The following is a 21,687-nucleotide window of genomic DNA, read 5'->3' on the forward strand; positions in this document are numbered from 1 at the left end:
CGAAACTCAACCGCCGGCCCCGGCCCACCCTGAACCTGGAAACCCCAGCCAACCGGCTGAACCAGCTGCTGCACGCAGCCTAACCCCCTGCGTTGCTCCCACTGATTGACTTTGCCCCCTCCGGATGGGCGCCAAGTGACCCCGCGTTGTTGGTTCCTAGCTGGCGCTCTTCTGGGCGACGAGTTCGATCTCGACGAGCATCTTGGGATCCAGGAACGGCAGCACGTGGACCAGGGAGAGCGTGGGACGGATCTCGCCGAAGACCTCGCCGTGGGCACGGCCGGCCTCTTCCCACTTGCTGATGTCCGTCAGGTACAGCTTGGACTGCACCACGTCCTCGAAGCCGAAGCCGGCGTCGGCGAGCACTGCGCCGAGCTTCTGCAGAATGTAGCTCGTCTGGGTATAGAAATCGTCACCGACAATTCCGTCCTCGCCGCTGGCAGCGGTTGCAGCCACCGCCCGGGCACGGGGATTCTGGCTAGAGGTCCTGTCTAGAGCTCCTGGCGGTAAACGAGCAGCTTGATGTCCGTGCCCGGCACCAGCCAGTCGCGCTCCGGCGCCCGGAGAAAGCCCGTCTTCCGGTAGAGGCCGTGGGCACTTTCCCAGGTCTCACCCGTCGTGAGGGCCACGGCGCGGATTCCGGACAGCGACTTGGCGTGGTCGATGATGGCCTGGACCATGGCCTTGCCGGCGCCGCTGCGCTGGACGGACGGGTCCACCACGAGCATCCGGAACTCGAGCTCGTCGCTTTGGGCGATATCCGCGTACGGCTCCCCCTCGACCGCCAGCGTCACCGAGCCGAGGATCAGGCCCTCCCGCTCCGCGACCCAAACCGTCGCGTCCGCCGCACGCTGCTCGACGTTCTGGATCTGCAACATGTACGGGTGGTCGGCGCTCTGAAAGTAGCCCGCCGCCAGGTAGGCGTCCCGGGTGATGCGCGCTATGGCGTCGTAGTCGGCCGGAACGGCGGGGCGAATGAGGATCTGCGAAGGCACCTGTCAATGGTACGGGCGCCAGGCCCGGGCCCGGACCGGTAGGGCTGTTTCCGTGACAGAACTATCAATTAAGTCAGGCGCTCAGATTAGGAGCCGACCGGCACAAACGACCTAGAGGGGGAACTTGCCGGAGAGTTCCAGCGGTCCGGCGCACGTCCATGCCGCAAGGCGCTCGTCGTCCGAGGGGCCGCCGGCCAGGGGGCTGGTGAGCCGCGGCCGGCGCACCCAGCAGCCTGCTTCCTCGGCGATCAGGGCCCCGGCGGCGAAGTCGTGTTCGTTGAGCCCGCGCTCACCGAAGGCATCGAGCGTGCCGTCCGCCACCAGGCAGAGGTCCAGCGCCGCCGAGCCCAGCCGGCGCATGTCGGCGAAGCCGTCCAACAGGGAGCCCAGGCCGGTGGCCTGTTCCGCCCGGACGTCGGGATCGTAGCTGAAGCCTGTGGCCAGGATCTGCCCGGCCCGCCCCGGGACGGGTCCGAACAGCGAGGTCAGTGTGCCCTGCTCCTGGAGCCAGGCCCCCTCGCCGCGGGACGCGTAGTAGGTGCGCCCCAGCGCCGGTGCGCTGACGACGCCGGCCAGCCAGACTCCGTCGGCATCCGCCACCGCCACGGAGGTGGCGTAGTAAACAATGTTGCGGATGAAATTGGTGGTGCCATCGAGCGGATCGACGGACCAACGGTAGCCGCTGGGCTGCGCCGGCAGGACGGTGCCGCCCTCCTCCCCCGTGATGATGTCCCACGGCCGGGCGGCGGTGATGACGTCCCGGACGGCGGCTTCGGCGGCGAGGTCAAAAGCCGTCACCCAGTCTCCTGAGTCGCCCTTGTTGCTGACGTCCAAGGCTGCGGTTCTGCGGGCGGCCAGGACGGCGGCCCCCGCCGCCGCGGCCGACTTGGCCAGTTCCAGCAACGCCGGGATGCCTGGTGCGGACTCGGGAGGGACGCCGGGACGGGCGCTCATTCGGCCGCCGCAGCGGCGACGCCGTGGGACCCGCCGTCGTCGTCAGAGTCCGGGACGCTGTTCTGGACGCCGTCGGCGACGCTGTCCTCGGGGCCCTCCGCACCGGCGTCGGCCGGCCCGTCCGCCAGCAGCGCCCGGAAGCCGTCCTCATCCAGGACGGGAACGCCAAGCTGTTCGGCCTTGTCCAGTTTGGTGCCGGCGTTCTCGCCTGCCACCACGTAGCTGGTGTTCTTCGAGACCGAACCGGCCGCCTTACCGCCGCGGATCAGGATGGCTTCCTTGGCCTCATCGCGACTGAAGCCGTCGAGGCTTCCGGTCACCACGATGGTCAGCCCTTCCAGGGTCCTGGGCAGGGACTCGTCGCGTTCGTCCGCCATCCGGACGCCTGCGTCCGCCCAGCGGTCCACGATGTCGCGGTGCCAGTCCTCGGCAAACCATTCCGTCAGCGCCTGGGCGATCACCGGACCCACGCCGTCGACGTGGGCGAGCTCCTCCTCGGAGGCCCCACGGATGCCCGCCATGCTGCCGAACGCGGTGGCCAGGGCGCGCGAGGCCCGCGGGCCGACGTGCCGGATGGACAAGGCCACCAGGACCCGCCACAGCGGCTGGGACTTCGCCTTCTGAAGTTCCCGGAAGAGCTTGTCCGTGGTGGCCGTGGGCTTGGACGGGGTCTTGGTGGTGGCCTTGGTGTAGAAGTAGGGCACCAGCTCGAATTCCCCCGTGCCCACGCCCTTGGAGCGCTTCTCACGGCGGACGCGGACGTCCGCGAGCTGCTCCGGAGTCAGGTCGAACAGTGTCGCCTCCGTGGTCAGCGGCGGCGTGGTGGGCTCTGCGGGCTGGGTCAGTGCGATGGCGGCTTCCCAGCCGAGGGCCTCGATGTCGAACGCGCCGCGGCCGGCAAGGTGGAAGACACGTTCGCGAAGCTGCGCCGGGCAGGACCGGGAGTTGGGGCAGCGGATGTCCACGTCCCCTTCCTTCCCGGGTGCCAATGGCGTGCCACAGGCGGGGCATTCGGTGGGCATGACGAAGTCGCGGACGGGCGGGTCCTGGGCGTCCCGGAGCGCCAGGACCGGGCCCACAATTTCCGGAATGACGTCTCCGGCCTTCCGCAACACCACGATGTCGCCGATCTTCACGCCCTTGGCAATGACCACTTCCTGGTTGTGCAGGGTGGCCATTTCCACGGTGGAACCGGAAACCTTGACCGGTTCCATCACGCCGTACGGGGTGACCCGGCCGGTGCGTCCGACATTGACGGCGATGTCGAGCAGCTTGGTGTGGACCTCTTCCGGCGGGTATTTGTAGGCCACGGCCCAGCGCGGCACCCGGGTGGTGTAGCCCAGGGCCCGCTGTGTGGCGAAGTCGTCCACCTTGATGACAATGCCGTCTATCTCGTGGGTGAGGCTGTGCCGCTTGTCGCCGTAGCGCTTGATGAAGTCCAGCACGTCGGCCAGCCCGGCGAGGACCTCGAAGTAGGGGCTCGTGGGCAGGCCCCACTCGGCGAGCTTGCGGTAGGTCCCCGACTGGCTGGCAATGTCGAGTCCCTCGCGGGCGCCAATGCCGTGGACGTACATCCGCAAGGGTCGCTTGGCGGTTTCGGCCGGGTCCTTCTGCCGCAGCGAGCCTGCAGCGGCGTTGCGCGGGTTGGCCAGCGGCGCTTTGCCGGCCTCGATCAGGGCTTCGTTGAATTCGGCAAAGGCCTGGGACGGGATGAAGACCTCGCCGCGGACTTCCATCTCCGCCGGGAAGCCGGAGCCGCTGAGCTGCTGCGGGATTTCCTTGATGGTCAGGACGTTGTGCGTGATGTCCTCGCCGGTGGTGCCGTCGCCGCGGGTGGCGGCCCGGACGAGCACACCCTCGCGGTAGAGCAGGTTGACGGCCAGGCCGTCGATCTTCAGTTCGGTGAGCCACGACGGCGGGTTGCCGCCATTGCCGATCTTGGCAACGCCTGCCTCGGCCTTCACCATCCAGGCCTCAAGCTCCTCGAGCGAGAAGACATCTTCCAGGCTGTACATGCGCTGCAGGTGCTGGACGGCGGTAAACGCCGCCGAGACCTCGCCGCCGACTTCCTGCGTGGGCGAATCGTTGGCCACCAGTTCCGGATGCATGGCTTCGATCGTTTCCAGCCGCCGGTAGAGCTCGTCGAACTCGGCGTCGGAGATGATCGGAGCATCCTCCTGGTAGTACGCAAAGCGGTGTTTGCGGACCTGTTCCACGAGGTCCTCATACTCCTCGCGGATGTCCCCGGACGGGACCTGCTCCGCCTCGGGAGGTTGAGGATCCGTGGCGTGCCCGGGGGCTTCTTCGGCTGCTTTGTCAGTCTCTGCTGCGGTGTTCCCTGTGCTCACAGACCTATCCTGCCCTAGATCACCGACATTGTCCGGTCCAAGGTCGGGGCGCGGGCCGGCGAGTGCGGGGCCAGCGTCCGGCCAGCGTCCAGTCGCGGGCCGGTCAGGCGGGCGTATCCTCGTTTGCCGTCCGGGCGTCGATCACGATCGCAGTGATGTTGTCCCGGCCGCCACTGCGCAACGCCGCCTGGATCAGTTCGTCCACGGCCGTCTGGGGATCCGCCTCGGCCGCAAGGATGCCGGCAATCTGCTCATCGCTCAGTTCTCCGTTGAGGCCGTCGGAGCAGACCAGGATCCTGTCGCCGTTCTCCAGGGGAAGCAGCCAGTAGTCGGCCTCGGAGTCGTCTCCGGTGCCCAACGCTCGCGTCACAACGTGCCTGCGCGGATACACAGCAGCCTCGGCCTCGCTGATCTGGCCGGTGTCCAGGAGTTCCTGCACCTCGGAATGGTCCACGCTGATCTGCGCGAGCTGGCCGTGGCTGTACCGGTAGGTGCGTGAATCACCGATGTTGAGCACAAGCCAGTAGGGAACGTCCAGCTGTTCCACCACCACGACGCCGGACAGGGTGGTCCCGGCGCGGGATCCGGTGGCGTGACGGATGCCGGCGTCGGCCATCAGCAGGTACTCCTGGAGGATGTCCGCCGTCGCGTCCCGGCTGCCGGTCTTGAACTGGGGCAGCTCGGCCAGGGTGCGCACGCAGATACCGCTGGCAACTTCGCCCGCCTCATGGCCGCCCATGCCGTCCGCCACGGCGAAGACGGGGTCGGCGGCAATGAAGGAGTCCTCGTTCGCCTCGCGGCGCAGCCCCCGGTCCGTGCCGTACCCGCAGCGCAGGCGCGGTCCCCGTTCCCCGTCCGACGGCGGGAGGGGGGCGTCTGGCGTTGGGTTCATGGCGGTCCTCAATAAAGTGGTGCGCGGCGCGCGAGGGTTCATGGCGGTCACAAACCCAGCCGGATCGCAACTGCCGGTCCGACTATTGCATATGCGCCGCAGAGTGAGAAGCCCGCCACGGGCTCCCGCCGGGCTTATCCTGATCTGCCGCCTAGTCCAGGATCAGGCCCCGGCCGCTGCCGGGCTGCAACTGCACCGGGTGGATTTCACCGAACCCGCGGACGTCTTCGGCCGGGCGGGGCACCAGGACAAAGCGTTCATCCTGTTCCAGCGCGGCCGCGGTCATCGAATCCACCAGCACGGTTCCGGGGTCCGCGAGGGCCGTCAGACGGGCGGCGAGATTGACGGTGGGTCCGTAGATGTCGCCGAGGCGGGAGAGGATACGGCCCCACACCATGGCCACCCGGGCCTGCGGCAGGATCTCGTCCTCGGTGAAGGCACGGCACAGGGCCAGGGAAATCTCGGCGCCGGCGGCCGGAGTCTCGGCAATGTAGAGGACTTCGTCGCCAACGGTCTTGACCAGCCGGCCGCCGCCGACGGAGATGATTTCAGCGCATTTGTTCTCGAAGCGCTGCACCAGCTGGGCGAGGGTTTTCTCGTTCATCCGGCGGGACAGGCTGGTGTAGGACACGAGGTCGGCGAAGCCAACGGCCCGGGCCAACGGCAGCGGCGAATCGTCCTCGTCGCCTTCGCGGCCCTCTTCGCTGGACTGCAGTCCGGCCTCGGCCCGGACGGCCAGGCGCTGGACCGCGGCATTGAGCTGCCGGCGCCAGGAATAGACGAGCATTTCCTCGAGGGCGTCAATGAGGTTCGGCAGTTCCTTGACGAGCCGCTTGCGCGCGACGGCGTCCGGCACGCCCTGTTCCTGGACCATGTCCTCCACCAGGGCCTCGATCTGCCACACGACCATCCGGTCGGTCATCTGGCCGATGGCCCGGGTGACGGAGATGGCGGCTTCCTCGGTGAGCTTGCCGTCACGGACGAGGTCCACGATGGTGGACAGGGCGGACTGGTCGCGCTCGGTGAAGGCCACATCCTCATCCCCGAGGTTGGGAAAGCCGAGGGCGCGCCAAAGTTTCCGGGCAGAGAGCAGTGAGAGTCCGGCGCCTGCGGCAACCTCACGGCGCCTGAGCTTGCGTTCACCGCCCAGCAACCGGGCTTCCAGGGCTTTGGCCGCGAGCCGTTCGGCGGACACAGTTCCCGTTGCCGGGGCGGCAGGTTCCGGGGCCGCAGGTTCGGGATCGGGATCGAATCCGGGTGCGGGGTCGACTCCGAGTTCGGATTCGGCGGGTTCGGCGAGTGCGCCGGTTTCGGTGTCGAAGGCGGTTCCGGCGTCGCTGCCGGGCACAGCCGGGCTGGCGACGTCCTCGGGTTCCCGGGGCAAATCCGGGGCAGCGAGGTCGATGTCCTGGTGGACGTTCTCAGCGTTCATCTCTTCCACCTTCTCTCGTCTCCCACGGCCCGGCTTCGCCCGTGTTGTAGGTCATGTCATCGGTCCCGAACACCTCGCCCTGGGGGAGATCGCCGATGGCGTCCAGAATGAAGTTTCGGAATGTCGCGACCTCCGGGACATCGGGGACCACCATTCCAACGGGGTGCCCGGTCTCCAAGGATATATTCCCGGAGCGCAATAGCCGCTGCAACAACGATTGCTCGATGGCCACATGACGGACGGCAGCGAGCGCAACCTGTTCATCCCGCCGCCTTAACATGCCGTAGCGCGTAACTAAGCGCTGGCTGGTCAGGATATAGCGGGTGGCGTGCCAGGCAATGACCCGCGGAAGGCAGTAACCCAGCAGCACCCACGCCGCCAGCCCCAGGGCCACGGCGACCAGCCAGGGCGTCCATTCCCTGGGGATGAGGGGGATGAGCCGCGCCGGGCCGCCCTTGAGAACCCAGGCGCAGGCGTAGGCGGCCAACGCCGGAACCACGATGAACGTCAGCGCCGGGACAATGAGCGTCCTGGGCTGGGGCCGGGTCACCACAATCACTTGCTCTCCCGGCAGGAGCACTCTACGCATAACCGCTTTCTGCTCCGCCGCGGCCGTCGCCCTGCCCGCCGGTTCCTGCCGGGTTCCAAGGCCTCAGGTGCACGACGTCGCCGGCGGTCACCACGTGTTCATGGCCTGCGGCGTCGACCACCAGGAGCGAACCGTATTCGTCCAGCCGCGTGGCGTGGCCAATAATCTCGTGGTCGCCGGGGAGCTGGGCACGGACCTGCTTACCGAGGGTCGTTAGCAGGTGTTCCACCCTCTTGTGCAGCGACGGGCCGCCTGCCATGCCGGCGGCGGGATCGCCGTCGGCGTTGCAGAAACTCCGGTAGAGGGTGGCGAAGCGGGACAGGTAGCTCTTCAGGAGCTCCGTCCGGTCCACGGTGTCGGCGTTCTCCAGCAAGACGGACGTGGCGGTGGGGACTGGAAGTTCGGGCTCGGTCAGGGTGACGTTCAGGCCGGTGCCGAGAACGACCGGGGGCGTGCCGGCGCCGCCGAGCGGGCCGAGCTGAGCCAGAATGCCTGCGATCTTCCTGCCCCGCACCAGGACATCGTTTGGCCATTTGAGTTCCGCCGGAAGGCCAGCCGTTTCCACCAGGGCCTCCCGCAGGGCGAGTGCGGCCAGGAGGGAAAGCCAGGAGAAGCTGTGGGTCGGCAGCGGGCGGCCTGTCGCGTTGACCGGTCGGAGCACGAGCGAGACGGAGACGGAGCTGCGGGCCGGCGCCTCCCAGCGGCGGTCGAGCCGGCCTCGCGCGGCGCTTTGATATTCGGCGGTCAGTACCGACAGATCCGGCCAGGCGCCGGGATCCTCGGTTACACCCCGGAGGAGATCGGCATTGGTGGATCCGGTGGATTCGACCACTGTCAGGCGCGGGATTCCGTTGGCGGACAGAAACGCCTCATCGCTGAGGACACTCAGGTCCAGAGGCGGACGGTCCGGGGTTTCCTGCACGGCTTCCATGCTTGAATCCTACCGAGGAAAGCGCACCGAGGCTCCCGCGCCTGTTGACGCAGACTCCGCCGAAACTCCCCACCTTTGGCCGGAAAGTCCGGCGGATCGGCCGGACTTGCCGGGGATTTTCGGCGTCGGATCCGCAAACGGGGGGGAATTCCGCAGGGCGGGCGGCCGGGAAACACTCAGCAAGTTCAGAGGAAGATGTCCGGCACCAGCTGGTCCTCCGGCGCGCCGAGGCTGTACGGGCTGAAGTCCGTCACCCCTGCCGCGGCGAGAACCTCTTCATCGGTGTAGAAGTTTCCGCTCCGGTTGCCGTGCGCCGGGACGGCATTGCTGCCGGTCAGCACGGCGTGGGAGGCGTCGGCCATGATTTCGGGGCTGCGGGCGCCTTTGACGATCATGTCGCCGCCGGGCATGTTGCGGATGGCCGCGGTGTCGATCAAGGTGCACGGCCAGAGCGAGTTCACACTGACGCCGTCGGCTTTGAGCTCCTCGGCAAGTCCCAGGGTGGTCAGGCTCATGCCGTATTTGGCCATGGTGTAGGCCAGGTGCATCCCGGCCCATTTGGGGTCCATGTTCAAGGGCGGGGAGAGCGTGAGGATGTGTCCGGCCTTTGATGCCCGCAGGGCCGGCAGCGCCAGCTTCGAGAACAGGAAGGTGCCGCGGACGTTGATGTCCTGCATGAGGTCATAGCGCTTCATGTCCACGTGATCGGTCGTGGAGAGGTCGATCGCGGAAGCGTTGTTAATGACGACGTCGATCCCGCCAAAGCGGTCCACGGCGGCGCCGACAGCGCCGGCGACGTCGGCGTCGTTGCGCACGTCGCCGACCAACGGGAACGCCTGGCCGCCGGCGGCCTCGATCTGTTCGGCGGCGCTGTAGACGGTGCCCTCCAGCCTGGCGTGCGGCTGGCCGGTCTTGGCCATCAAGACGATGTTGGCTCCGTCCCGGGCTGCGCGGAGCGCGATGGCCAGGCCGATACCGCGGCTGCCCCCGGAGATGAGGACAGTGCGGCCCTGGAGGGAACCGGTGGCCTGGTACGGCCCTGCGGCGGGGCCCAAAGCATCATTGCTAGAAGTCATGCCCCACACTCTAGCGGACCGATGTTACCGGCGGGTAACAAGGCGGTGCGGGAGTTTCGCGCCGGGAAAATTGTAGGTTCCCTACAGCGGCACCGGCCAATACCGTCACTAGACTTGCCAGCAGAGCCCTGCTTTTGTGGATTCCAGCCAAAGGACCCACGCGACGGGCGCCGTACAACTTAGCGACAGAGCCGGAGACACTTGATGAGCCACGATCTGACCACGACTGCGGGAAAGATTGCAGATTTCCGCGACCGCCAGGCGCGTGCCGAGCAGCCCTCCGGTCCGGAAGCGATTGCCAAGCAGCATGCGCGCGGGAAGAACACTGCCCGCGAGCGCATCGACCTGTTGCTGGACGCCGGCTCCTTCGTCGAATTCGACGCGCTGGCCGTGCACCGCTCCACCGCGTTCGGCATGGAGAAGAAGAAGCCGCTGGGCGACGGGCTCGTCTCCGGCTACGGCACGGTGGACGGACGCCCGGTGGCCGTCTACAGCCAGGACTTCTCCGTCTACGGCGGATCACTCAGCCAGGTCAACGGCGAGAAGATCGTCAAGGTCCAGGAATTCGCGCTGCGCAACGGCTGCCCCGTGGTCGGCATCCTCGACGGCGGCGGTGCCCGCATCCAGGAGGGCGTCGCCTCCCTGGCCATGTTCGCGGACATCTTCCGCAACAACGTCCACGCCTCCGGCGTCGTCCCGCAGATCTCCCTCATCATGGGCCCCTCCGCCGGCGGCGCGGCCTACTCCCCCGCCCTGACGGACTACGTGGTCATGGTGGACAAGACCTCCCACATGTTCATCACCGGCCCGGATGTCATCAAGACCGTCACCGGCGAAGACGTGGACATGGAAACCCTGGGCGGCGCCCGCCAGCACAACGCCAACACCGGCACCTCGACGTACCTGGCCTCCGACGAGGCCGACGCTGTCGAGTTCGTCCGGGAGCTGCTGGACTTCCTGCCCTCCAACAACCTCGCCGAGGCCCCGGTGCTGGAGCACTCCCAGGAGCTGGAGGTCGACGACGACGACCTCGCCCTGGATGCGCTGATCCCGGACTCGGCCAACCAGCCGTACGACATGCGCAAGGTCATCGAGCAGATCGTCGACGACGCGCACTTCCTGGAGATGCAGTCCCTCTACGCCCCGAACGTGATCATCGGCTACGGCCGGGTGGAGGGCCACACGGTGGGCATCGTGGCCAACCAGCCCATGCAATTCGCCGGCACCTTGGACATTGCGGCATCGGAGAAGGCCGCCCGCTTCGTCCGGCACTGCGACGCCTTCAACATCCCCATCATCACGCTGGTGGATGTCCCGGGCTTCCTGCCGGGCAAGGACCAGGAGTTCCAGGGCATCATCCGCCGCGGCGCGAAACTGCTCTACGCCTACGCCGAGGCCACTGTGCCCAAGCTGACCGTGATCACCCGCAAGGCCTACGGCGGGGCATACATCGTGATGGGCTCCAAGAAGCTTGGCGCGGACCTCAACGTCGCCTGGCCCACCGCCCAGATCGGCGTCATGGGCGCCCAGGGCGCCGTGAACATCCTGTACCGCCGCGAACTCGCGGCGGTGGCTGAGAACGGCGGCGACGTCGAGGCCAAGCGCGCCGAGGTGATCCGCCAGTACGAGGAAGAGCTACTCAACCCGTACCAGGCAGCCCAGCTCGGCTATGTGGACGCCGTCATCGCACCGTCCGAGACCCGGGTGCAGATCATCAAGGGCCTGCGCGCCCTCCGGGACAAGCGGGCCGCCCTGCCCGCCAAGAAGCACGGGAACATCCCGCTGTGATCGCGCTCGAGCCAGCCACCGGGCCGGAGACCACGCCCGAGGTCCTGTTCTCGGTCGCCAAGGGCGAGCCGACGCCGGAAGAGCTGGCGGCGCTGGCCGCCGTCGTGCTGTCCCTGGGGCAGTCCCAGCAGGCCGCGCCGGAAAGCCCCGGCGTCCGGCACTGGGTCCGCCGGCAGCAGCTCCGGCTGGCCCCCAGGCCCGGGCCGGAAGCCTGGCGCCGCAGCCTCAGCTGATAGCCCTCGGCGGGGCGGCGGCCCGTCTCTGAACCGGCCCCGGAAAAAGTTCAGTGACTCTTTCATAACTACCGCTCCCGGGCTAGTCTCGTCGGGTGACTACCGAAACGATTGCCTCAGACAACTCTGCCCCCGCGCGCCAGCAGACGGCTATTGACGCCGTCGCCGACGCCTACACGGACACCCTGATCCGGTTGAACCCGAGCTTCGCCACCGAGCTCGGCCTGCCCGGGCACGAGACCGAGTACCAGGACTATTCCCCCTCCGGCCTCGAGGAATTCGCGGCCGCCGCGCGCGAGGCACTCGCCGCGCTGGACGGGCTGGAACCGGTTGACGACGTCGACGCCGTCACGCTCGACGCCATGCATGAGCGGCTGGGCCTGCAGCTGGAAATCCACGAATCGGGCTGGCACACGGCCGATCTGAACAACATTGCGTCCCCGTCCCAAGACATCCGCGCGATCTTTGACCTCATGCCGACGGACACCGCCGGGCAGTGGAAGCACATTGCGGGCCGGGCCCACAATGTCCCTGCCGCGATCGACGGCTACATCGAGTCGCTGCGGTCGGCGATGCAGGACGGCAAGGTGGCTGCGGCCCGCCAGGTGTCGATCGTGATCGAGCAGGCCACCAAGCACGCCGTGGACGACGGCTTCTTTGCGAAGCTCGCCGCCGGCGCCAAGACCGCCGAGGGCCAGCTTCCGGCGGAACTGCAGTCAGAGCTCGACGCCGGCGCGGCGGCTGCCCGGGTGGCGTACTCGCGGCTGGCGGGTTTCCTCGAGGCCGAGCTCCTCCCCGTCGCCCCGGCCAAGGACGCCGTGGGCCGCCGCCGCTACGCCCTGGCTTCCCGGGACTTCCTCGGCGCCACCGTGGACTTGGAGGAGACCTACGCGTGGGGCGTACAGGAGCTGGACCGTCTCATCGCTGAACAGGAGCGCGTGGCCGGGGAAATCCGGCCCGGCGCCACCGTGGAGGAAGCCAAGGAGATCCTGGACAACGATCCCGCCCGCCAGCTCAGAGGCACCGACGCCCTCCAGGCCTGGATGCAGGAACTCTCCGACAAAGCCGTCGCGGAGCTTGCCGGCGTCCACTTCGAGATCCCCGACGTCATGAAAACGCTCGAGTGCCGGATCGCGCCCACGGATGAAGGCGGCATCTACTACACGGGGCCATCGGACGACTTCAGCCGTCCGGGCCGGATGTGGTGGTCCGTGCCGGCCGGCGAGGACACCTTCACCACCTGGGCCGAAACCACCACGGTCTACCACGAGGGGGTCCCGGGCCATCACCTTCAGGTAGCGACAGCGACGTACCGCCGCGAGCTGCTGAACAAATGGCGCCGGAACGTCTGCTGGACGTCCGGGCACGGCGAAGGCTGGGCGCTGTACGCCGAGAAGCTCATGCAGGAACTGGGCTACCTCAGCGATCCGGGCGACCACATGGGCATGCTGGACGCGCAGCGCATGCGTGCGGCCCGCGTGGTGTTCGACATCGGCGTGCACCTTGAACTTGAGGTCCCCGAGCGCTGGGGCTCCGGGACGTGGACCCCTGACAAGGGCTACGAGTTCCTGAAGCAGAACCTCGCGATCAGCGAGGGACAGCTGAAGTTCGAGTTCACCCGCTATCTGGGCTGGCCGGGTCAGGCACCGTCCTACAAGGTGGGCCAGCGGCTCTGGGAGCAGATCCGGGCCGAGCTGGAGTCCCGGCCGGACTTCGACCTCAAGGCGTTCCACACGAAGGCCCTGAACATCGGCTCGGTGGGTCTCGACACCCTCAAACGCGCGCTGCTGGGCACGGTCTAACCTGCGCTTTCAGCGCCATACGGCCAGTTGCGGTGGCTTCCGCCCAGCGAAGCCACCGCAACTGGCCGCTCGCACGCCAAGGTCAAATGGACCTTGGCCGAATTGTCGACTAGTCTCTGGGGAACACATTTGCAGGGCTTTTGGAAGCCCGGGGTCGGCGGCTGGGGGCTGCGCCGCAAATGTCCGGTGTGCCCGTGCTCCTCGGCGGGCCCCGGCTCTGGCAAGAACCGCCGCAACGGCGGTGCGGTCTTGCTGTCTGTCATTATGCGCGCTTCGCCGTCGCGGCACTTACGCGGGACGGCGCCTATGAATCAGCGCATGATAGAGCTATCCAGCATCTCGGTCTCGGGTGCGCGCAGTTGGAAAATTGAAACCCGCGCGAACCTACAGCCGTAGCATTTCACGGCTCCGCGAAGGAGCGCGGTGGAAATGTTGGGTGCTGGGCCGGCCGGAACCTCGCTGAGGTTTCCGTAGCGGCTGATGGTTGCCGGGCAGACACCAAAACCCCATATTGGAGCACTCTATGAGGAATTTTGCCTCACCCCTAAGACGAACGGCCAGCGACGTGACGAAAGCGCGGATGCGGACCCGGAAGCGGGCGGCCGTGTCCGTGGTTGCGACGGCAGTCTTCGCTGCCGTCGCCGCGATTGGCACTTCGGCACCTTTAAACGCTGCGACGCCGTCCGCCACGCCAATGGCCACGACGGCGGCCTGCAATCCGTTGCCCGTCAGCCTCCCGGCGCCCGCAAACCGGCACACGTCGGCGAAGAAGGCGTGGGCCTACTACTTCCCGCCGTTCCCGCTCGCAGTGGACAGTGCCGACACGACCCGCGACGTCTACCCGCGCTGGATGGATACCCACAACTCCGCCAACGGCGCCTATGACTTGCGGGATCGTCCGGCGGCTCCTCAGCGTGTGAGCCAGACGTTGTGGCGACAGGCAGATTTCGAGAAAGAGATCCGACAGGCAGTCGGGGCGGGCCTGGACGGGTTCATCTGGGAGTACAACAGCACCACCGACATCCGCTGGCAGCAACTGCCCGCCATGCTCGCTGCCGCCAAGGCCGTTGACCCGGGCTTCAAGATCATGCTCAGCCCGGACTTCAACACGGCGTCAGGCTCCACTTCTGACAGTGTCTACAACAACGTCATGAAAGTGAAGAACGACGCTTCGATCTACAGGAACAGTGCTGGCATTGTGCTGGCCCCGTTCTTCCCGGAGCGCAAGACACCTGCATGGTGGGACGGGCTCCGGAACCGCCTCGCCTCCTCGGGCGTCAAGTCCACCCTCGTCCCGATCTTCATTTCCTGGGGCGGAGGAACCCAAAAGGCAGACTGGAACAACTCGGTTTCCGGGTATTCGCAATGGGGCACGCGGATCGCCAGCGGCGTTCCGACTTTGGCCAAGGAAAGCGCCGAGGCCCACCGCCGCGGCAAAACCTATATGCAGCCGGTGGCATTCGAGGATACGCGGTCCTACGACGGCCGCTACTGGGAGTCGTCCAACAGCTCCACCCTGCGGAATTCGCTGGCAACGGCGATTAGCAGTAACGCCGATTCTATTGCGCTTATGACCTGGAACGACTACACCGAGTCCTGGGTGGCGCCCTCGAAGCAACGCGGCTATGCGGTGCTGGACATGGCTGCCTACTACGTTTCCTGGTTCAAGAGCGGAGTAAAACCCACGATCACGCAGGACGCCCTGTACTGGAGCCACCGCTCGCACCCCACGAACGCTCCGTATTCGAAGACGCCGATCGGCCGCAACGGCAAACCCACGCCCATGTCCATCCCCAACGGTGACGCTGCGAAGAACGAGGTGGAGCTCGTGGCCGTGCTGAAGTCACCGGGGCGCCTGACCATCACACAGGGCAGCAACATCAAGACCATGGACGCCCCGGCCGGGCTGACATCCTTCAAGGTTCCGCTAGTGGCGGGCACCACCCCTTCCTTCAAGCTCGCCCGCAGCGGCGCAACGGTCCAGACCGTCACCAGCAACACCCCTGTGCGCTCCTCTGTGGTGTACCAGGACATGATCTACCGTGCAGGCGGCGGCGTCGCGGCCACCTGCGCCCGCTAGGCCGTCCCCGCGAGGGTGCAGTTCGCGGCAATGTTTCCCAAAGACATTGCCGCGAACTGCACTCTCGTGTGGCTGGGGCTTCGGCCGCGAGACAATCGCCACATTCTGCCCGGGAATAACTTCATAATCAGGCAGTCTTCCGGCGGAATTCCAAGGATTCCGCCGTCCCGGCAAAACTACTGGCGCGTAACATTTCTCAACATCCGTTGGTCATGCTATTCGTGGCGGTCCTAGCGTGTTCCGGTGACCACTCAGACAAGCACCCCCGCACCCGCTGGAAAGACCGGGTTCCAGCTGCCCAAATGGGCCGGCTCGTTCGGCTTCCAGATCATCGCCGCCCTGATCGTCGGCCTGGGCCTTGGCCTGCTGGCCAAGTACACCGGCAGCACCAAGGCAAACCCCAACGCCCTCGGCACTACGCTGCAGACCATTGGCTCGAGCTATGTCTCACTGCTGCAGACCGCCGTGGTCCCCCTGATCTTTACCGCCGTCGTCAGCTCCATCTCCAACCTGCGCGCCGTCTCCAACGCCGCCCGGCTGGCGTGGAACACGTTGCTCTGGTTCGCGATCACCTCGCTGATTGCCGTGCTGATCGGCATCGGCCTGGGTGTGCTGCTGCAGCCCGGCGCCGGCACCGGCATCAGCCAGGACGCCAAGTACGCCGGCAAGTCCGGTGACTGGTGGGCCTTCCTGACCGGGCTGTTCCCCAAGAACTTCCTGGGCCTCGGCGCGAGCACCACCGTCACCGACGGCGTCGCCACCACCGCCGTGAGCTTCAACGTCCTCCAGATCCTGGTGATCGCGATCGCCGTCGGCATCGCCGCGCTCAAGGTGGGCAAGGCGGCCGAGCCGTTCCTGGCCCTGAATGCGTCCGCCCTCGCCGTCATCCAGAAGGTGCTCTGGTGGATCATCCGGATCGCGCCGCTGGGCACTGTGGGCCTGATCGGCAACGCCGTGGCCGTCTACGGCTGGGACACCATCGGCTCGCTCGGCAAGTTCACCGTGGCGATCTACATCGGCCTGGCGCTTGTGCTGTTCGTGGTCTACCCCGTCCTGGTCCGCAGCCACGGGCTGTCCGTCAGGCAGTACTTCTCCGGCGTGTGGCCGGCCGTGCAGCTCGCCTTCGTCTCGCGCTCCTCGATCGGCACGCTGCCGCTGACCCAGCGCGTCACCGAGCGGAACCTGGGCGTCCCCCGCGCCTACGCCTCCTTCGCGGTGCCGCTCGGCGCGACCACCAAGATGGACGGCTGCGCGGCGATCTACCCGGCCGTGGCGGCGATCTTTGTGGCCCAGTTCTTTGGCATCCAGCTGGACTTCACCCAGTACCTGCTGATCGCGCTGGTGTCCGTCCTTGGCTCGGCCGCGACCGCCGGCACCACAGGCGCCGTTGTCATGCTGACGCTGACGCTGTCCACGCTGGGACTGCCGCTGGCCGGCGTCGGCCTCCTGCTGGCCATCGACCCGATCCTGGACATGGGCCGCACCGCCGTCAACGTGGCCGGGCAGGCCCTGATCCCCGCGATCGTGGCCAAGCGCCACGGCATCCTGGACGAAACCCTGTACAACGCGCCCCGGAACGGGGACCCGTTCAGCGACGACGCCGACACGACGGCCGTTGATCCGTCCGCTGCCGCTGCTCCCGCGGCTGGACGGGATGAGCGCGAACTGGTGGACGCGAGGGCGTAAGTACCGAACCCGCGTCTAGTACCGGCGTTTACAGGAGAAGTCCCCGGGAACCCCCGGGGACTTCTCTGGCTTAACCGAATTCTCTAGCCGCCGGCCCGAATCCATCGGCCCAAATTCACAGGGGCCTAGCGGGCGCCGATCACACCCTTTTCGGCGGCCTTGGTGACGGCATCCGCTTCTGCCTGGGTCAGGGTGCCGTCCTTGACGGCCTGGTCCAGCCGGGGCTTCAGTGCTGCGGCGTGTTTGGCCTGCTCGGCGGTGCGCAGATCCGCCAGGGCGGCGGTCACCTTGGCCTCATCGATGCCGAGCGATTTCGCCAGGGAGGCGGCCAGGGCCTTCTCCATCGCGGCACGGTCCGGTTTCTGCCCTGCGCCAGGTGGGGTGGCCGGCGGGGTGGCGGGCTTGTTGGCGTCGCGGAAGGCCTTTAGGGCGTCGGTGACCTTGGCCTCGTCGACGCCCAGCTTGGCCGCGAGTTCCTTGGCGCGGGCGCCGAACTCCGCACCGCCGTGGCCGTGGCCGTGGCGTCCGCCGCGCATGCCGTAGCCGTCGGCGGGGTTGTTCCCGGGGGCGCTCGAGCTGGGGGTCGGGGTGGGAGTCGGCGTCGTGGTGGCGGAGGCCATCCCGGCGACTCCGAGCCCGGCGCCCAGCGCCACGGCCGCCGCCCCGAGGCCGAGCGCGATTTTGGTTGTGCGTGACATCTGCTGTCTCCTGGATCTGCCGAATGGTGACGGCGTTTGAAGCTGATCGTGCTTCCGGGGAAGTCTGCTCCTCGAGCACCTCCAGTCTGCACCAGCCCCAGCAGAGATAGCTGTTTCCCAGCTTTCGCTTTCCTGTGAATCCGGCAGGACTACTGTGCCGCCTCACCCGCCGCGCGGGCGGCAAAAGTGGATAGGCTCTGGGCATGCTGATCGTGACATCGAACGACATTCCGGGCCACCGGATCGACGCCGTCTTTGGCGAGGTCATGGGCCTGACCGTCCGCTCCCGGGACATCACCGCCCAGGTCATGGCAGGCTTCCGTTCCCTGGGCGGCGGTGAAGTGCTGGAAATGACGCGGGCCCTCTACGACAGCCGGCAGGATGTCATGGCCCGGATGGTGGCCGAGGCCGAACAGCGCGGCGCCAACGCCATCATCGCCATGCGCTTCGACACTTCGGCGATCGGACAGAATTGGACGGAAATCTGCGCTTACGGCACGGCCGTCTTTGCCATTCCCCTGTCTAAAGACGAGCCCGGAGCCACCGGCCAATCGATCTACCTGACCAATTCCGGCGGCACGGCGTCCCAGCTCAAGCCCTGATTACCGGCTGACCGGACTCCCTGGAAATACTTGCGCACAGTGCAAACATGCACGTAGTGTAAGCGCGTGCCCTCCTCACCACCTCCTTCCGCCGCCCAAGCTGCCCCTTCTGGCATGCCCGGCGGATCCGCCGCCGCACCAGGCGCCGCACCGACGTCGCGCCGCGAACTGAGCCGTCGCGAACTGAACAAGGCGGCCACCCGGCAGGCCATCACGGACGCCGCCATGGACCTGCTCCGCGCGCGGGGTCCCGGAAACTTCACGGTGGAGGACATCGCCGAGGCAGCCGGCATATCCCGCCGCACGTTTTTCAACTACTTCGCCAGCACCGAGGTGGTCATTGCCTCGGTCACCCACGGATTCCTGGACAAGGCGCTCCAGCAGTTCCGGCTCCGCCCGGCCGGCGAGCCCATCTTGGAATCCGCGCGGGCGGCCCTGGTAGAACTGGCCGATCCCATGACAGTGGCTCCCATGGCCGAGCTGTACAGCATGGGCCAGGCGAATCCCATGCTCAGCCGTTCTGAACTGGAAGCCTGGGACCATTGCACCGCCCAGATCATCGACGCCGCCCGTGAGCGCTTCGCCCGGGTCTCCGGCGTCGAGATCGACGAACTGTACCTCCGCGCCCTCGCGGGCTCCATCATCTCCTGCGGTAAGGCCGCCATGGATGTCTGGTTCGCCCGGTGCGGCGGCGACCTCAGTCCGGCCTCCCTGTCCATCCTGCGCCAGCTCCTCATCGATTCCATGAGCCTCCTCGGCTCCGGTTTCGCTTCCCACTCCCCCACCACCCCTTCCCCAGATCGGCACTGACATGGCTCTATTGCTCTACCGTCTCGGCAAGTTCTCCTACCGCCACCGCTGGCTCGTCGTTTCCCTTTGGCTCGCCGTCCTGGTGGCCGTCGGCGGCGCAGCGGCGGCCTTCCACGGCACCATGTCCAACAACTTCCAGATCCCCGGCACTGAAACCCAGCAGATGGCGGACAAGCTGAAACGGGAACTGCCCAAGTCCTCCGGCGGCTCGGCCGGCATCGTGTTCGAGTCGACGGACGGCCAGTTCACCCAGGCCGGCAAGGACGCGGTCTCGGCTGCCCTGGCCAAGCTGAAAGCCCTTCCCGAGGTTCAGGGCACCGTGGACCCGTTCGCCACCCAGGCCCAGCTGGACAAAGCCGTCGCTGACCTTGCCGCCGGCGAGCAGAAGGCGTCGGCAGGCAAGGCGCGGCTGGACGCGTCGGCCACCCAGCTGGCCGCGGGCAAGTCCCAGCTGACTGCGGCAGAGCAGCAGATGACCGCGGCCGGCATGTCCGCCGAGGCCATCGACGCCCAGCTCGGCCAGCAGAAGGCGGCCCTCGCCGCCGGCCAGGAAAAGTTCGACGCCGGGACCAAGGAACTCGAGGCCGGTGCGGCCAAGCTCGCCCTCGCCAAACGCCAGCTTGAGGTCTCGCAGGGCATGCGATTCGTTTCCGACGACGGCACGGCAGCGATCGCACAGGTCCAGTTCAAGACCTCGATCAACGGGCTGGCCCCCGCGGTGCGCCAACAGGTCCAGGACATCGCCCACGAAGTCTCTTCTGCCGGCGTGACCGCCCTGGCCAGCAAGGAAATCACCGAGGACGTCTCGGAGCTGTTCGGCATCTCCGAGATCCTCGGCATCGCCATCGCGGCCCTGGTGCTCATCGTCATGCTGGGAACGCTCATCGCCGCCGGGCTCCCCCTGCTGATGGCCCTGATAGGTGTGGCAGTGGGCGTCGGCGGCACCTTTGCCCTTAGCGGCGCCGTCGACATGAGTTCCATCTCCCCGATGCTGGCCCTCATGCTGGGACTCGCCGTCGGCATCGACTACTCGCTCTTCATCGTCAACCGGCACCGCGGCCAACTCCTGGCCGGCATGGACGGGGAGGAATCCGTGGCCCTCGCCACCGGCACGTCCGGCAACGCGGTGCTGTTCGCGGGCCTGACGGTCATCATCGCCCTCGCGGCCCTCGTCATTCCGGGACTCCCGTTCCTGGCCGTCATGGGCCTGTCCGCCGCCGCAACGGTGGCAGTCGCCGTCGTCGTCGCCCTGACCCTCACCCCGGCCGTGCTGTCCCTGATCGGTCCCAGGCTCATTTCCCGCCGCGCCTGGGCCAAGGCGGAGAAGCACAACGCCGCCCCGGGCCACGAGAGGGAGGACCGTGCCCGCGACGAACGCCGCAGCACCCGCGGCTGGGGCGGCCTCGTCACCCGGCACCCCATCCTGGCGCTGCTGGCCGGTGTCCTGCTGCTGGGGATTGTGGCGCTGCCGGCCGGCCAGTTGCGGCTCGCGCTGCCCGACGGCGGGTCCGAGCCCGTCGAGTCGCAGGCGTTCAAGGCCTACGACGTCACCGGCCGAAGCTTTGGCGAAGGCATGACAGGCCCGATCGTGGTGGTGGGCGACTTCCCCTCCGGCCTGAGCGCGGAGGAAGCCACGGCTAAGCAGCTCGATGTCGCCGACATCCTCCGCGGTACGGCCAACGTCACCGCCGCCGTTCCGGTGGCCTTGAGCGAGGACCGCCGCACCGCGGTGTTCCAGGTCATTCCCAAGGAGGGCCCCGCCAGCGCCAGCACGGTCAAGGTGGTCTCCGAACTGCGCGCCGAAAAGGACCGCATCAAGGACTCCACCGGTGTCAGCATCGGCCTCACGGGCCAGACGGCCGGCAACGTCGACGTCTCCACGAAGCTCGGCGACGCGCTGCCCCCGTACCTGGGCATCGTGGTCGGGCTGTCGCTGATCCTGCTGCTGCTCGTGTTCCGCTCGATCGTGGTGCCGCTGCTGGCCACGGGCGGATTCCTGCTCTCGCTGGCGGCCGCCTTCGGTGCCGTCGTGGCGGTCTACCAGTGGGGCTGGCTCGGGAGCGTGTTCGGCGTTGAGAACCCGGGCGCCGTGCTGAGCTTCCTGCCGATCATCCTGATCGGCGTGCTGTTCGGCTTGGCCATGGACTATCAGGTGTTCATTACCTCCGGCATGCGCGAGTCATTCATGCACGGGGAATCGGCCAAGCATGCGGTCCGCACCGGCTTCAGCCACGCCGCATCCGTGGTCACCGCCGCCGCCATCATCATGGTCAGCGTCTTTGCCGGCTTCATCTTCTCGCACCTGAACATGGTCCGGCCGCTGGGCTTCGCGATGGCCTTCGGTGTCCTGGTGGACGCATTTGTGGTCCGCATGACGATCGTCCCTGCCGTGATGTACCTGCTCGGCGACAAGGCGTGGTGGCTGCCCCGCTGGCTGGACCGGATCCTGCCGGACGTCGACGTCGAGGGCGCCAAGCTCCGGCCCGCGGCATCGGCCACCTCAGCCGAGAGCGAGCCCGAGCCGGAGGGGGTCGGCGCGCGCTGACACTCACAGCCTGCCTGTGAGTCGCCCGAAAGCCCCCTGCTGAACCAACGCGGGGTCACTTAGCGCCCATTAATTCCCGGCAAAGTCATATGGTCGTAGCAACGCTCTGATTGATGGAGCGTTTTATGGTCAAGCTGTTTCCTCCGAATACCCGCACCGACTTCGTTGACATGGTGTGTGGCGGGATGTCGATACTCGCCGCGGCCCGGCGTGTCGGGGTCATGCA

The 21,687-nt window shown here is 67.3% G+C and carries 18 protein-coding genes; 8 read left to right on the forward strand and 10 right to left on the reverse strand.

Translation table 11 applies throughout. The annotated features are described in order from the left end of the window. Positions 1-156: 156 nt before the first annotated feature. The 9 genes from AC1DEM_RS21180 to AC1DEM_RS21220 all read right to left on the reverse strand — a co-directional run bounded on the left by AC1DEM_RS21180 (position 157) and on the right by AC1DEM_RS21220 (position 9,217). Positions 157-456: a Rid family hydrolase gene (locus AC1DEM_RS21180; RefSeq protein WP_476886247.1), complete on the reverse strand. Its 300-nt coding sequence runs from the start codon at positions 454-456 to the stop codon at positions 157-159. A 35-nt stretch (positions 457-491) separates the two neighbouring features. Next, positions 492-995 (reverse strand): GNAT family N-acetyltransferase, encoded by a 504-nt coding sequence (locus AC1DEM_RS21185; protein WP_476886248.1) that lies wholly within the window; start codon positions 993-995, stop codon positions 492-494. 111 nt (positions 996-1,106) lie between these two features. After that, on the reverse strand, positions 1,107-1,949 hold the full coding sequence (locus tag AC1DEM_RS21190; protein ID WP_476886249.1) for an inositol monophosphatase family protein: 843 nt from the start codon (positions 1,947-1,949) through the stop codon (positions 1,107-1,109). Further along, complete coding sequence (gene ligA / locus AC1DEM_RS21195) at positions 1,946-4,297, reverse strand: NAD-dependent DNA ligase LigA (protein ID WP_476886250.1); 2,352 nt, start codon at positions 4,295-4,297, stop codon at positions 1,946-1,948. The genes AC1DEM_RS21190 and ligA overlap by 4 nt, the downstream gene beginning before the upstream one ends. A 103-nt stretch (positions 4,298-4,400) precedes the next feature. After that, a complete protein-coding gene (locus AC1DEM_RS21200; RefSeq protein WP_476886251.1) occupies positions 4,401-5,189 on the reverse strand; it encodes a PP2C family protein-serine/threonine phosphatase in 789 nt (262 codons plus the stop codon). A gap of 151 nt (positions 5,190-5,340) precedes the next feature. Next, entirely contained in the window at positions 5,341-6,621 is a 1,281-nt protein-coding gene (locus tag AC1DEM_RS21205; RefSeq protein WP_476886252.1) for an adenylate/guanylate cyclase domain-containing protein, read from the reverse strand. Then, a complete protein-coding gene (locus AC1DEM_RS21210; RefSeq protein WP_476886253.1) occupies positions 6,611-7,210 on the reverse strand; it encodes a PH domain-containing protein in 600 nt (199 codons plus the stop codon). The genes AC1DEM_RS21205 and AC1DEM_RS21210 overlap by 11 nt, the downstream gene beginning before the upstream one ends. After that, complete coding sequence (locus AC1DEM_RS21215; RefSeq protein ID WP_476886254.1) at positions 7,203-8,141, reverse strand: biotin--[acetyl-CoA-carboxylase] ligase; 939 nt, start codon at positions 8,139-8,141, stop codon at positions 7,203-7,205. The genes AC1DEM_RS21210 and AC1DEM_RS21215 overlap by 8 nt, the downstream gene beginning before the upstream one ends. A 185-nt stretch (positions 8,142-8,326) precedes the next feature. Further along, a complete protein-coding gene (locus AC1DEM_RS21220; RefSeq protein ID WP_476886255.1) occupies positions 8,327-9,217 on the reverse strand; it encodes an SDR family oxidoreductase in 891 nt (296 codons plus the stop codon). A gap of 204 nt (positions 9,218-9,421) precedes the next feature. Between AC1DEM_RS21220 and AC1DEM_RS21225 the strand changes: the two genes are divergently transcribed. The 5 genes from AC1DEM_RS21225 to AC1DEM_RS21245 all read left to right on the forward strand — a co-directional run bounded on the left by AC1DEM_RS21225 (position 9,422) and on the right by AC1DEM_RS21245 (position 16,806). After that, positions 9,422-11,005 (forward strand): acyl-CoA carboxylase subunit beta, encoded by a 1,584-nt coding sequence (locus AC1DEM_RS21225; RefSeq protein WP_476886256.1) that lies wholly within the window; start codon positions 9,422-9,424, stop codon positions 11,003-11,005. Then, complete coding sequence (locus AC1DEM_RS21230) at positions 11,002-11,238, forward strand: acyl-CoA carboxylase subunit epsilon (protein WP_476886257.1); 237 nt, start codon at positions 11,002-11,004, stop codon at positions 11,236-11,238. Before AC1DEM_RS21225 ends, AC1DEM_RS21230 begins: the two co-directional genes overlap by 4 nt. 95 nt (positions 11,239-11,333) lie before the next feature. After that, entirely contained in the window at positions 11,334-13,040 is a 1,707-nt protein-coding gene (locus tag AC1DEM_RS21235) for a DUF885 domain-containing protein (RefSeq protein WP_476886258.1), read from the forward strand. A gap of 523 nt (positions 13,041-13,563) precedes the next feature. Then, positions 13,564-15,120 (forward strand): glycoside hydrolase family 71 protein, encoded by a 1,557-nt coding sequence (locus AC1DEM_RS21240; RefSeq protein WP_476886259.1) that lies wholly within the window; start codon positions 13,564-13,566, stop codon positions 15,118-15,120. 243 nt (positions 15,121-15,363) lie between these two features. After that, positions 15,364-16,806, forward strand: a complete 1,443-nt coding sequence (locus tag AC1DEM_RS21245; protein ID WP_476886260.1) for a dicarboxylate/amino acid:cation symporter — start codon at positions 15,364-15,366, stop codon at positions 16,804-16,806. Between the two features lie 125 nt (positions 16,807-16,931). Here AC1DEM_RS21245 and AC1DEM_RS21250 read toward each other — a convergent pair whose 3' ends face one another. Then, on the reverse strand, positions 16,932-17,504 hold the full coding sequence (locus AC1DEM_RS21250; RefSeq protein ID WP_476886261.1) for a hypothetical protein: 573 nt from the start codon (positions 17,502-17,504) through the stop codon (positions 16,932-16,934). Between the two features lie 203 nt (positions 17,505-17,707). On the opposite strand from AC1DEM_RS21250, the gene AC1DEM_RS21255 reads away from it, so the two are divergent. From AC1DEM_RS21255 to AC1DEM_RS21265, 3 genes are all read left to right on the forward strand, one after another. Continuing rightward, complete coding sequence (locus AC1DEM_RS21255; protein WP_476886262.1) at positions 17,708-18,106, forward strand: YbjQ family protein; 399 nt, start codon at positions 17,708-17,710, stop codon at positions 18,104-18,106. 114 nt (positions 18,107-18,220) lie between these two features. Then, positions 18,221-18,916 (forward strand): TetR/AcrR family transcriptional regulator, encoded by a 696-nt coding sequence (locus tag AC1DEM_RS21260; RefSeq protein WP_476886263.1) that lies wholly within the window; start codon positions 18,221-18,223, stop codon positions 18,914-18,916. A 1-nt stretch (position 18,917) separates the two neighbouring features. Continuing rightward, entirely contained in the window at positions 18,918-21,461 is a 2,544-nt protein-coding gene (locus AC1DEM_RS21265) for an MMPL family transporter (protein WP_476886264.1), read from the forward strand. Positions 21,462-21,687: the final 226 nt, after the last annotated feature.

The organism is Arthrobacter sp. 05T420 (assembly GCF_056396305.1).

Excerpts from the sequence above, each read along its gene's own strand:
- AC1DEM_RS21205 (WP_476886252.1), bottom strand. The coding sequence starts at position 6,621 with ATGAACGCTGAGAACGTCCACCAGGACATCGACCTCGCTGCCCCGGAT.
- AC1DEM_RS21200 (WP_476886251.1), bottom strand. The coding sequence starts at position 5,189 with ATGAACCCAACGCCAGACGCCCCCCTCCCGCCGTCGGACGGGGAACGG.
- AC1DEM_RS21220 (WP_476886255.1), bottom strand. The coding sequence starts at position 9,217 with ATGACTTCTAGCAATGATGCTTTGGGCCCCGCCGCAGGGCCGTACCAG.
- AC1DEM_RS21250 (WP_476886261.1), bottom strand. The coding sequence starts at position 17,504 with ATGTCACGCACAACCAAAATCGCGCTCGGCCTCGGGGCGGCGGCCGTG.
- AC1DEM_RS21240 (WP_476886259.1), top strand. The coding sequence starts at position 13,564 with ATGAGGAATTTTGCCTCACCCCTAAGACGAACGGCCAGCGACGTGACG.
- AC1DEM_RS21260 (WP_476886263.1), top strand. The coding sequence starts at position 18,221 with ATGCCCGGCGGATCCGCCGCCGCACCAGGCGCCGCACCGACGTCGCGC.
- AC1DEM_RS21255 (WP_476886262.1), top strand. The coding sequence starts at position 17,708 with ATGCTGATCGTGACATCGAACGACATTCCGGGCCACCGGATCGACGCC.
- AC1DEM_RS21225 (WP_476886256.1), top strand. The coding sequence starts at position 9,422 with ATGAGCCACGATCTGACCACGACTGCGGGAAAGATTGCAGATTTCCGC.
- AC1DEM_RS21210 (WP_476886253.1), bottom strand. The coding sequence starts at position 7,210 with ATGCGTAGAGTGCTCCTGCCGGGAGAGCAAGTGATTGTGGTGACCCGG.
- AC1DEM_RS21265 (WP_476886264.1), top strand. The coding sequence starts at position 18,918 with ATGGCTCTATTGCTCTACCGTCTCGGCAAGTTCTCCTACCGCCACCGC.
- AC1DEM_RS21215 (WP_476886254.1), bottom strand. The coding sequence starts at position 8,141 with ATGGAAGCCGTGCAGGAAACCCCGGACCGTCCGCCTCTGGACCTGAGT.
- AC1DEM_RS21190 (WP_476886249.1), bottom strand. The coding sequence starts at position 1,949 with ATGAGCGCCCGTCCCGGCGTCCCTCCCGAGTCCGCACCAGGCATCCCG.